The sequence below is a fragment of the Paenibacillus sacheonensis genome, assembly GCF_009909195.1.
In the GTDB taxonomy this organism is placed as follows: Bacteria; Bacillota; Bacilli; order Paenibacillales; family Paenibacillaceae; genus Paenibacillus_Z; species Paenibacillus_Z sacheonensis.
In genome coordinates, this window is sequence record NZ_JAAAMU010000006.1 from 346,615 (window position 1) to 358,705 (window position 12,091).

Genomic DNA, 12,091 nt, shown 5'->3' on the forward strand with positions numbered 1-12,091 from the left:
GTCTATTCGGCCGGACTCTGAACCGGCTGCAAGCCAAGACGCGGATCGCCGAGATCCAGCTTGTACATGACCTGATTGTAATTGTAGCGCGGCGTCGGAACATGCTCCGTGTACGTGTTCGTATACGTCGCCTCGAAGTAGATGACGCGACCGCCGTCCTTGCTGAAGATCGGATGCTGGGCCGGGTTATAGAAGGTGTAATTATCGTGCGTGATAATCTTCTTTCCCGTCGTCCACGGTCCTTGCGGGGACGCCGCTTCCGCGTACCAGATCTCGCCGAGCACCGACGTCTTGCCGAACAGTTGCTGTCCGATCATGACATAACGCTGGCGGTACGGATTCCACTCGACGGAGGACTGCGCGAGCTGCACCTCTTCGCCGTCGTCCGCGCTCTTCAGTTGATAGTAGTGCGTATCGTCAGCCGTGATCAAGCCAAGCTGAATCAGCTCCTTCTCCTGGTCCTGCGAGACCGGCGGCGCGTTCTTCTTCCAGCCCCATACGAGCTTGCCGTTCGCGTCGCGCTCCAAGGAGCTGTTCGCGCCGTCGTAGGCGGTCCCCGGCATCAGGCAGGTGAAGGCCTCATATTGGTTCGGATCGATGATGGCCTCGTAGCTGGCCGCGACGCGCAAATTCGGAATGCGATGCTCCGTAAACAGCCAATAACCCTTGCCGTTCTCCTCGTAATAGCTCGCCTGCCCACCCGGATGGCGCCAGTCGTCCTTCGACGGAAATTGAACGACCTGCTCGAACTGCTCCGTCTCGTCATTGAAGGCGAGGATCCCATGGGATACCAGCTCCGGATTCAAGGTGCTGTAGCCGGCGAGCAGCCGTTCCTTGCCCGTGGCATCTTTGGCCGTCATCAGCCCGAAAACCCAGGCCATGTTCGCGCCGTCGGACAGCGGCGGCACCATGCTCTTCACGAATCCGTCCGGCTGGGTGAAATACTTGAGATCGACGCCGACGTCGGGATCCAGTCCGCCGTTCCCGGGCAGCTTCGAGGTCGCGCCCGTCGTACGGAAGTTACCCAGCGGATAGGCCGGCCGATCCGTATCGCCCCAGAACCAATACAGCTTGTTGCGGTACTTGATCGTCTGCACGGAGTCCTGCCCCATGACCAGCCCGTTCACGACCGGCTCCTTGATGGGCGTATCGAGGCCGAGCAGCAGGCTGTCGCGATAGATGCCCTGTCCGGTCACCCGGTAGAGGCGCTCCGCGATGTTGACCCGGTTCATCTGAAGGGTGGCGCTGCCTCCGGGCGTTACCGTTACGGCCTGGCCATGATAACCGAAGAAATCCGCCGGAACTTCGTAGCCGTCGCTTGTCATATGGAAGAACACGCTTTGATCCATCAGCCCCGGCTCGTTGAACGCGGCTACGCCCGCGCTGTCCGTGTAATAGGAGATATTGTTCGTCGTCCGCAGCTCCACGAGCGGAATGCCCCGCCCCGTCTGCGAATCGACGACCTTGATCATAAACGGCGCGTGCTTGTCGGCATACCATTTCCCCCCGAGCTCGCTCGCGGAAGTAATGCCCGGCAGAACGGCCGTCGCGAATAATAGAATCGCCGCTAGTCCCGCTAGTTTCCAGAAACGCAGTTTCATATGAAAATAAGCCTCCTGAATGAGTCGATTTTCATTGCCGCTGCCTGATCCGTGATGTCGGTTGTTGTCCCCGCCTTCGTCATACGCCCTTCTCCCGCTTAGATATGAAACGCTTTCACAAACGTGGTAATCAACGTTCCGCAAGACGTCCGCGCCTGTTCGATCACGGAGCTTCGCCCCCTTGCCGAATCATAAAACGCTCGCCCCCACCTCCGCCTCAAAGTTATTATACTAAGATAAAACAACACATACTATGTTCGGCTTTATACTAAACCGAATCTCCAACTTTTTCAAACTCTTTTTTGTAAAATTTATTTTAGATTTCCCGCTTAAGTCGCTTATTCGGACATCGAATCACTCCTATATTCCCACTCACCGAAGTAGACACCTAAGAAATTCCAATAAAAACAAATAGAAAAAGGCGCTTGCTTGTCGTCAAAACTTAGTATACTATGTTACTAGGAATCCTGTATAATAAATAGAAATGCCGATAAGAGGGTGGACACGGTGAACAAGAAAAATGTCGCGCAGCCAAAGTATCAGCTGGTCAAGGATTACGTGCTGTCCCAGATCGAAAACAACGAGATGTCGCAGGATGATCGCATCCCAAGCGAATCCGAGTTCGCCAAGCTGCTGGACGTCAGTTCGATTACGGTGCGCAAGGCGCTGACGGATTTGGTTAACGAAGGGGTGATTTACCGGGTCAAGGGGAAAGGCAGTTTCGTGGCGGGCATGCATGCGCCTGCGGCGGACAAGTCCTCCAATCTGATCGCGTTCGTCATTTCCGGCATCGAAATGTACGACAGCTCCTATATGCAGATCATGAAAGGCGTTCAATCCTTCATCGCCAAGCACGATTTCAAGCTGATTATCGAGTTCGTCGAGAACGACGTCGAAGAAGAGCATGCGGCCATCATGAGCCTGATCGAATCGGAGGTGCGGGGCATTCTGATCTACTCCTCCAACCCGGATTCGGCCAAAACCTACCTGGATGCGATTCGCAGAAACGCGATTCCGTTCGTCATGATGGACAGATTCCCTTCCGGCCATCCGGTGAATTGCATCTCCTGCAACAACCATGACGGAGCCTACGAAGCGGTGGAATACCTCATTCAGCTCGGTCATCGCGGCATCGGCTTCGCCGCGCTCGACTTTCACTTGAGCCCGGAGGTCGACCGCTATAACGGTTACCGCAACGCCATGCTCGGCGCCAAGCTGCCGCTGAGCGAGGAGAACGTCTATCTGGATAAAACGATCGATTACGCGCAATTAGCGGCCCGGATTAACGACGGCGCGCTCACGGCGATATTCTGCGTCAACGACAGACGGGCGATGGAGATGGTCGAGAATCTGATCGCGCAGGGCATCCGCATCCCCGAGCAGGTGTCGGTCATGGGCTTCGACGACTTCGAAAGCGCCAAGTACGCCAAGGTGGCGCTCAGCACGGTCAAGCAGCATTTCGACGTCCTCGGCTACGAGAGCGCGAAGCTGCTCATGGAGATCAGCAGCGCCTCCACCTACGGCTACAAGAAAATATTGCTGCCGACCAGCCTGGTCATCCGCGAGTCTACGAGCGCTCCCGGCAGTTCCGCGCAGCAAGCCTCCCGATCGAACGCGTAATCGCGACAGCGCAAATTCCCCTGAATCGCCGCATGGGCATGCCAGGGGTTCATAACGCTTCTGTATCGAACTTTCTCTTGTGCACGCAGCCGGGGAAGAGGCCGCCTGACGAGGCTAACCGACGCTGTCCGATATGCCGCTGTACGTCTTGCTCGTCCTGCACGCCGAACGATTTGCTTACGTCGTTCCTTGCAGCTCCCCATTTCGAAACAGCTTGTAATGATGATAAACCTCGCCGTCGATCGTCACGTCGCCTTGCAGCTTGAAGCCGCATTTCGCGATGACGCTGTTCGAGCCCGGATTGCTTACCAGGGCAAGGGCGTTCAGTTCGTCGACCAGCTCCCGTTCGAACAGATAGCGGATCAAGCCCGCCGCTGCCGACGTCGTGTATCCTTTGCCGCCGTACGCGCTTGCGATGCCGTAGACGATTTCCCGATTCGGCGCCGGCAGCTCGTCCTTGATGCCCGTGCATACCCAGCCGATGAACGCTCCCGTGCTTTTCAGCGTCATGACCAGCCGCAATTGCAGATCTCCGATATCCGTCCCCTGTCGCACCGCTTGAAGAAACCGCTCGTTCCCCGGGATTTCATAGTTCATTAGCCAGTCCGCGCGCATTTCCTTCGATGGCGCATTCCAGCCCGGCAGGAAACGCGCGATCTCCGGCTCATGCGTAATGCGGTGAAAGTCGTCCAAGTCCTCCGCGCGGAACAACCGCAGCACGATATCGCCGCAGTCGATGCTGAATTCATGATTCATGTATGTCCATCCCCCAAATGACGATTTCATCGCCGGCAAGCGCCGCGCGGGTCTTTTCCATGCCCTGTAACGTCCGCTGCGCAGCCCGATCGGCGCTCCGCGGGGGGGTCTTTCCAAGCCCCAAGACGTCCGCCCCGCAGCCCGATCGGCGCTCCGCTTGTGCCTTACCTCATTCTCTTCGCGTTTGCCATCTCCTGCCGATTTTAACTTATTTTGTGTAAGCGGCATCATCCCATTTCATAAATCCGATTCGATTGTGGTAAAGTTGAATTAGAGAAATGTTGGCAAGCGAGGAGGCTGCGGAAAATGAAGGAGCGTATATACGAGCTGCGCTGCAGGGACGGCTCGCGCCGGTATGCGGCGGAATGGGAGCCCGAAGAAGAACGGGAAATCCTTGGCGTCATCGCGCTCGTGCACGGCATGGGCGAGCATATCGGACGCTATCTGCATGTCGCCGACATGTTTACGCGGGCAGGCTACGCCGTATTCGGCTTCGATCAGGTCGGCCATGGACGGACCGAGGGCAAGCGCGGGCATACCAAATCCTATATCGCCTTAATGGACGGCGTCGATGCGATGCTGGCCGAGACGAAGCGGCGTTATCCCGACAAGCCCTTGTTTCTGTACGGACACAGCATGGGCGGCAACGTCACGCTCAACTACGTGCTGCGACGCAAACCCGATATCGCCGGCGTCATCGTGACGGGGCCATGGCTGCGCCTTGCCTTCAATCCCCCGCCGCTGCAATTGATTATCGCCCGCGTCGTGAACCGGCTGTTTCCTTCCTATACGAACGACAGGCCGATGGTCGGGGATCACCTGACATCCGATCCCGTCATGGTGAAGCGGTACCAGGAGGATGAGCTCGGCCACGGCGCCATCACGGCGCGCTTCTTCCTCAGCGTGCAGGGAGCCGGATTATGGGCGTTGAAGCATGCCTCGGAATGGCGCGTCCCGCTTCTGCTCATGCACGGCGGTTCGGATAAAGTCACCTCCATCCTGGCCAGCCGGCAGTTCGCCGAAGCCGCGGGCTCCAAGTGCACGTTCATGGAATGGCCCGGACTCAAGCATGAACTGCATAACGAGCTGGACCGCGAGGAAGTATTCGATGTCGCGCGGGACTGGCTGGAGGAGCGGCTGGAGGAGCTGTGAAGCATGAGGAGCGCCGATCAATGACGGATATGCGATCGTCGCGCATCCGGCTGCAAATGCAAATTGATTGTGCCGCCGTTTACAGGCACATGGCCACAGCGCATGCGCATCATCGCGCAGGAACGAAAAAACCGCCCGGCTCAAGAAGAGCCGGGCGGTTCCGTTTATGTCGCAAACGATGGCTTCCGTTCGGAAACCTTGCCGCTGATGATTTTCATATATTCCTTGTCCGTGCCTTCCACTGACGGTCCTACGAAGACATTGGATGAACTGTCATGCCGGATGAACGTCCCTCCGGCCATTGAAGCTTCACGCATGCCGCCGCTTGCGAGCTTGTAGGCGGATGCCCCCGTTTTCCCTGCGCGTCGTCTCATCGTGAATCCCCTCCTACCAAATAGCTGATCGTGGACAGCAGCTCGTCGTTGACCGCAACGACTTCTGCCAGCCGATCGCCGCTGAGCGCGGCCGTCCCGGCAATATGGACGGACAGCACATGCTCCGTGCCTAAAGGATAACATAGGATATAGACCTCCGCAATCTCCCGGCGGTTGAAGAATACCCATTCTCCGGTGCGAAATGCATCCAGGACGTAAATATTCGATGCCCCGGCCGACTTGCCTTCGTTGGCCTTGATCGTGTACGTTCGGCCCCTGCCGACGTTGCCGCCCGCTTGGCGGACATGCATGTCCCCTTCCTTCCGCCAGACCGCAGCGCCGGTCGTCCGGAACCCGGCAGGCGCAAGGAAGGAATTGCGGATCGCTTCGGCAAACGCCGCATACCGCTGCTCGCCGTCGAGAATCGCCGCGTTGCGCACGTACTCCCAGAAGAAATGAAGAATGCTCTGCTTGCGCTCAAGCACCGACTGCTGCTCCGCCAGCTGACGGATCGGATCGGAATAGAGCGACTCCCGCTCGATGATCGTCAGCAATTCCCCGCACGCCGTATCGACGGCCGCCGTGAACTTCCCGTCGGTCCGCGTCCCGTATTCCAGCAGCGTTAGACCGGCCAAGTCCGAGGGCAAATGAAGCTCCGCCGCCCCCGAGCCGGCGGCGATTCCGTCGGGGAACGAAGGGATGTCGCGGGGGATCATGCAGTATACCCGCCTGCGGCCAAGCTTGCCCCAAAACAAGCCAAGCTCGAAAAGCGTATTGTCGCGCGTGACGAACGTCAGCCGGCCGCGAATCATCGCCACGTCCTCCGCCGCGAAAATAAACACGCCGAAATCATTGGCCGCCAGTTCCCGCTCCAGCGCTTCCATCGTATAATCGCCGGCGCCGAAGGTTCCCGCATACCACGGATTAACCTGCGCCTTCCGCTCCAGATGCGAAGCTGCAGCCCGCGCATAATCGATCGCTTCCCGCGAGCAGCCGATAAATACGTTCGGCTTTCGCGCCCTTGTCGTTGTCGTCACCGCTTCCGCTCCTCTACCGCAAGCACATACGTTCCGGTTCATTTTCTGCCATTCTACCATAGTTCGCCAGAGAGGGCATTAAAGTTTCGTTTAAACGCTCGCAACGGGATAGCAGGTCACGATTCCCGCGGCACGCTTCGGTAGCCGGCTTATACGTTGAAAATAACACGAACAAGGCGGGAGATTCTCCCGCCCCGATTGGCGAAACGGCACATCCGGCATCAGGCACGCGGCGAAGTTCGCTGCTCAAGCCGTTGCTTCTACTTCTACTTCTACTTCTACTTCTACTTCTACTTCTACTTCTACTTCTACTTCAGCTGCTATTCTCTCCCCAGCGCCTGCCGGATGCTGATCTCCACCGGCGAATAATCGTCCGGGTTGCTGCGAGCATAGTTCATTCGGGCCTTCAGCGGCGTCTTCTGGTTGCACATGAACCGCGGGATGCCGGAATGGTTCTGCGAAGGCGCGTGGTAGAGGAACGGATGGCACAAAATAATGTCGCCCGGGGAAGCGGTCGTCTCGGCAACGCGCAGCTTGAATCCGTCGGCATCCGTATGCCACTCGTCCATGAACCGGCGGATGCGGTCAGGTTCCGCGGAGTCAGACGTTCCAGGCCGGCCGGTCAGCTCCGCCAAGTACGGATGCTCCAGGTTCAGCATGTCGATGCCTTCCTGCGGCTCCAGCCCTTCGGGGTGCTTCTTCAGGAACCTCGCCACTACCTTATGGGAGCCTTCAACGACCAGCGTGCCGCCGCCCCGCGGGCCGATCTCCGAGAACATGCACAGGCACAGGATGCCTTGATCGGGACTATCCACGTAATGGCGGAAATGCCCGCCGTCCCAGTGCCAGCCTTCCTTCGGCACGTCCCATGGACGATCGGCGCCGAGGGAGAAGTTGACCGGCCACCAGCCCCAAGTGGCGACGACCTCTTCTATCCCGTACACGCCCCGGTCGATCCAACGGCCATGCCCGACCACATCCTCGATGGCATCCGCCATCCGTTGCGTGTTGCAGCGGTCGAAGGCGCCGCCGTCATACGCTTCGCGAAGGTAATACATCGGCCGCTCCCACGTGCTCGGGTCGCCCCGGTCGACGCCGAACTGCGCCAGCTTATCCCAGATGAACTGCTGGCATTCCAGCGCCAATTCGCGCGGGTAAGCCTCCTCGACCTTCACCCAGCCGCGCTCCATGAACTGCTCGATCTGCTCCTTGCTCAGTACCTTGTTTTCCATTGCGTCTCCGCCTCCTGCGCCAAATCATGAAAGGAAGCCAGTGCCGCAAGAGCACTGACTTCCCGGCTTGTTGTGAACGAAATCCTGGATTCCTTCATCACTGTAAAGCTTAATTCACTGCGAAACGCTTGAATTACTGCGCCGCTCTCCAAGCATCGAGCTGCTTCTGCTGCTCCGCGATGACTTTATCGAGACCGGCCGCTTTCAGCTTGTCGATGTACTTCGGCAGGTACACGTTCGGATCGAGCGTACCGGAGCCGAGGCCAGAGTTGAATTCTTTGCCGACGTTCGTAATCGCGGCGACTTCGGTCTTCACGTTCGTCGGATCGAAGACGAATCCGAGCAGGACGTCGTTCTTCGCCGCTTTGTTGAAGTCGGCGAACTTTTGCCATTTCTGCGGATCTTCATTGGCCCACAGATAGTCGTTGAACTGATTGCCGAACAGCCATGCTTGGTTCAGGTTGTAACCAGACGTTTGCGCCGTGACGCCGTCCGCGAAATCGATCGTATTCTCGCCGACTTTCTTGTAATGCTTGCCTTCGATGCCGAACGCGAGCAGGTTGACCAAGTATTTATCCGTATACATCAGGTTGAGGAACATCATGACGCGCGCCGGATCCTTGGACGTTCTGGAGATCGAATCCATGGAGCCTTGCGTATCGCCCGTGCCGACGATCGGCTGCGTGAGCTCGACCTGCACCCATTGCACGCCGGTCTGCGTGCTGACTTCGGCGTCCTTGCCCGGTTTCAGCTGCTCCGGATAAGCGAACGCTTTGCCCGCTTTCAACCCGCCGCTCAAATCCTGCAGCGTTGCCGCGTCTTTGTTGACGTAGCCGCTTTGGTACCATTTGTGAATGAGATCGTAGCCGGCTTTCGCTTCGGGCGTCTCGAGACCGTTGATCAGCTTGAAGTCGGTCGTTCCTTTCGGAAGACTGCCGCCTCCGCTTTCGAAATGGTCGAAATGGTTGAGGTTCCAGACGTTGAGCAGCGAGATGTCTTTGTTCAGATAGAACGGCGTAACGCCCGGCTCTTTCGCCTTGATGGTATCGAAGTAAGGCTCGAGGTCTTCCAACGTCTTGATCGTGCTAATGTCGATGGCGTATTTGTCCACGAGATCCTTGCGGAGCATGACGCCGAATTGGCTGGCCATTTCCTTATTGATCGGCATGCCGTAGTTCTTGCCGTTCACTTTGGAGCCTTCGAGCAGCGCGGGCTCGATGACGGCTTTCGCTTCCGGCGCGTACTTATCGATCAGATCCGTCATATCGATGATGTTGCCTTGCGCGATTTTCGTCGTGAATCCGTTCCAGTTGGCCGTATACAAGAGGTCGAACGGTTCGCTGGAGGCGAACTTCAGGTTCATTTTGTCGTCCCAGCTGCCCCAGTCGATAACTTCCAGATCCAGGGTCACGTTGATTTTGTCCTTCAAATATTTGCTGGCTTCCGCGTTGACCAAGTCCTGGTCCTTCAGTGCCGCGGCGCCCGGGACGAACCATTTGATCGTGTACGGCTCCAGCTTCGACGCATCGGTCGCGCCGTTGTTCGCCGTACCGGTATTGGCCGCTCCGTCATTCTTGGTTCCGTTATCCGTATTCGTCGCTGCGGGGGTGCTGTTTCCGCCTGCATTGCCGCCATTGTTCGCCGTGCTGCCGTTGTTGCTGCCGCAGCCCGACAGTATCAAGGATACGGCGAATGCGGCCGTTAACGCGGTAAAACCGTTTCTTTTAAGGCCTTTCATATAAACCCTCCCATTTTGGAAATAAAAATGCTGTTCGATATGCTAACCGGCCGGGCCGGGATTAGCCTTTCACCGCGCCGACCGTCAGACCGGCGACAAAATAACGCTGGAAGAACGGATACGCCAGTACGATCGGTCCCATGCCGATGATGCACATCGCCATGCGTACGGTTTCGTTCGGAATCTTGGCGATCTCCGCCGCGCCGATGGCGCTGCTGCTCTGCGCGTTGGACTGCAGAAACTGAAGATTGCGCATGACGCGGTACATCATATACTGCAGATTGACCATATCGTCGTTGCTGATGTACACGAGACTGTTGAACCAGTCGTTCCAATACGACAGCGTATAGAAGAGGCCGATCGTCGCCATGACCGGCAGCGACAGCGGCAGCACGATACCGAAGAAGATGCGAAACTCGCTTGCTCCATCGATCTGCGCCGATTCGAGAATCGACGGATGGATCGTCTGCTGGAAGAACGTCCGCGTCGTCAGAACCAGGAAAGCGTTCATGAGCAGGCCGGGGACAATGAGCGCGAACAGCGTATCCTTGATGTGAAACAGATTCGTATAGACGAGGTAGCTGGGCACAAGCCCGCCGCCGAAAATCATCGTAAAGAAGATGAAGAACGAGAAGAAGCTCCGGAATCCGAAATCCATGCGCGACAGCGGATAGGCGTACAACGCCGTTATCATCATGCCGATTAAGCTGCCGATCACCGTTGTCGCGATCGAGATGCCGTAGCCCGTTAAAATTTTGTGCATGTCGAACGTGAGATAATGATAGGCTGCCGTGCTCCATACCCGCGGTATCAACGAGTACCCGTGGAGGGTGATCGCATTCTCGTCGGACAAGGAAGCCGAGATGACGAGAATGACCGGGAGCAGGCAGGCGCAGCTGTAGATGAAGAAAAACAGGTTGACGATGAGATTGGAGGTCGGCGAGATGCTGTTGATGCGTTTTGCTGCCGGTCTGGAAACGGCGGCCGCGGCTGCGGGGGCCTTCACGGTCGTTGTACTCATGTGCGGATGTCGCTCCTTCCCTAAAATAAAGCGTTCTCTTTATTGATCTTGCGAACGATCAGGTTGACGCCGAGCACGAGCACGAAACCGACGGCCGACTGGTACAAGCCCGCCGCCGAGGACATTCCGATGTCTCCGAGCGTAATGAGGGCGCGATACACGTAGGTATCGATGACGTTCGTGGTCGGATACAGCACGCCGGCATCCAGCGGCACTTGGTAGAAGAGTCCGAAGTCGGCGTTCAAGATATGTCCGACGGCCAGCAGCATCAGGATGATGATGATCGGACGGATCTGCGGGAGCGTGATGCTTATCGCCTGGCGCCACTTCGACGCGCCGTCCATCAGCGCGGCTTCGTAGTACTCGTTGTCGATGCCGATGACCGCGGCCAAGTAGATGACGGTGGAGTAGCCGATGTTTTTCCAGATGTAGACGATCGGCAGGATGAACGGCCAATACTTCGGTTCGCTGTACCACGCGACCGCATCGAAGCCGAGCGGTTCGAGCACGTGCGTATTGATGAAGCCGAACTCCGTGCTGAGCATCGAGTAGCCCAGATAGCCGACGACGACGGCCGACAGGAAGTAGGGCAGGAACATCACGCTTTGGTAGTACCTCGCCGCAAACCGGTTGCGCACCTCGTTCAGCAGGATCGCGAAGGTGACGGCGATGACCGGCGTAATGGTAATAAACAACGCGTTATACAAGATCGTGTTGCGGGTAATCGTCCAGGCGTCCGACGTCTTGAACAGAAACTTGAAGTTCGTGAAGCCTACCCATGGACTATGGAGAATTCCTTTGCTGTAATCGATGCTCTTGAAAGCAATGACCGTGCCGAACATCGGCAAGTAGTTGTTGACCAGCAAATAAATCGTTCCGGGCAGCATCATCAGCAGCAAGTACCGATTCTTGATTACCTTGCGCCCGAATGCCGCAAATCCGTTTCGTTTCGCTTCCGTGTTCAGGACCATCACCTCGTGTTCATATCGGCATGTTGGATTCGTTCTTAAGGTAATTGTAAGAGAGAAGGGCAGGCGCCCGATAGGAACAGAAGTGACAAAGATAACGTTATTATGACAAACCCCCGCCGAGTGGCAGGGGTCTGTTTGGGGTGGAGCCGGTGTGGTGCCTTGCGCGGGGTCTTGGCGCGGATTGTCGCTCCCGGTTCTCGATGTTGCTAACACTGCGTACGAATGGCCTTCGTTCCGGAGTGCTTTGGAGCTGCGCCCAGGCTAACGAGTCTAGCAATCGTTATTTGGCTCGTTTGAGGTCTTTTGGAATTCTAACGATTTTAGGAGACGTTATTGGAGCCAAAACAGACCGAAACTTGCGATATGGAGACAAATAACGATTGCAGCACTCGTTAGAATTTCAAACCTTCGTTTTTATGCCCAATAAGGCTGCTGATGCTCGTTAGAATCTTGAACGTGCGCTTGGCGAGCCACCGCATTATCCATTCGCGTTCCGGCGTTCGCATCCCCGGCTACCGCCATGCCCCTTAGCGCTCCATCCGTTCGCCATCCAGCGGTCCCAGCCTCGGTTACCGCCTCTGGCTGCATT

General features: G+C 57.1%; 10 protein-coding genes. 2 read left to right on the forward strand and 8 right to left on the reverse strand.

The window, feature by feature from the left end; all coding sequences use genetic code 11:
* Positions 1-2: 2 nt before the first annotated feature.
* Positions 3-1,601 carry a glycoside hydrolase family 183 protein gene (locus GT003_RS14360; protein WP_161698838.1) on the reverse strand — a complete coding sequence of 533 codons (1,599 nt, stop codon included), beginning with the start codon at positions 1,599-1,601 and terminating at the stop codon, positions 3-5.
* Between the two features lie 507 nt (positions 1,602-2,108).
* On the opposite strand from GT003_RS14360, the gene GT003_RS14365 reads away from it, so the two are divergent.
* Complete coding sequence (locus tag GT003_RS14365; protein WP_161698840.1) at positions 2,109-3,221, forward strand: substrate-binding domain-containing protein; 1,113 nt, start codon at positions 2,109-2,111, stop codon at positions 3,219-3,221.
* 177 nt (positions 3,222-3,398) lie between these two features.
* Here the strand turns inward: GT003_RS14365 and GT003_RS14370 are convergent, their stop codons facing one another.
* A complete protein-coding gene (locus GT003_RS14370; protein ID WP_239565772.1) occupies positions 3,399-3,977 on the reverse strand; it encodes a GNAT family N-acetyltransferase in 579 nt (192 codons plus the stop codon).
* Between the two features lie 306 nt (positions 3,978-4,283).
* Between GT003_RS14370 and GT003_RS14375 the strand changes: the two genes are divergently transcribed.
* Positions 4,284-5,129: an alpha/beta hydrolase gene (locus GT003_RS14375; RefSeq protein WP_161698844.1), complete on the forward strand. Its 846-nt coding sequence runs from the start codon at positions 4,284-4,286 to the stop codon at positions 5,127-5,129.
* A gap of 164 nt (positions 5,130-5,293) precedes the next feature.
* Here the strand turns inward: GT003_RS14375 and GT003_RS14380 are convergent, their stop codons facing one another.
* The 6 genes from GT003_RS14380 to GT003_RS14405 all read right to left on the reverse strand — a co-directional run bounded on the left by GT003_RS14380 (position 5,294) and on the right by GT003_RS14405 (position 11,502).
* Positions 5,294-5,503 carry a hypothetical protein gene (locus GT003_RS14380; protein ID WP_161698846.1) on the reverse strand — a complete coding sequence of 70 codons (210 nt, stop codon included), beginning with the start codon at positions 5,501-5,503 and terminating at the stop codon, positions 5,294-5,296.
* Entirely contained in the window at positions 5,500-6,540 is a 1,041-nt protein-coding gene (locus GT003_RS14385; RefSeq protein ID WP_338045897.1) for a TIR domain-containing protein, read from the reverse strand. The genes GT003_RS14380 and GT003_RS14385 overlap by 4 nt, the downstream gene beginning before the upstream one ends.
* A gap of 320 nt (positions 6,541-6,860) precedes the next feature.
* Entirely contained in the window at positions 6,861-7,772 is a 912-nt protein-coding gene (locus GT003_RS14390; protein WP_161698850.1) for a phytanoyl-CoA dioxygenase family protein, read from the reverse strand.
* Between the two features lie 133 nt (positions 7,773-7,905).
* Complete coding sequence (locus tag GT003_RS14395; RefSeq protein WP_161698852.1) at positions 7,906-9,510, reverse strand: ABC transporter substrate-binding protein; 1,605 nt, start codon at positions 9,508-9,510, stop codon at positions 7,906-7,908.
* 61 nt (positions 9,511-9,571) lie between these two features.
* Positions 9,572-10,531 (reverse strand): carbohydrate ABC transporter permease, encoded by a 960-nt coding sequence (locus GT003_RS14400; protein WP_161698854.1) that lies wholly within the window; start codon positions 10,529-10,531, stop codon positions 9,572-9,574.
* A 20-nt stretch (positions 10,532-10,551) separates the two neighbouring features.
* Positions 10,552-11,502, reverse strand: coding sequence for an ABC transporter permease (locus GT003_RS14405; RefSeq protein ID WP_239565771.1), 951 nt, complete (start codon positions 11,500-11,502; stop codon positions 10,552-10,554).
* Positions 11,503-12,091: the final 589 nt, after the last annotated feature.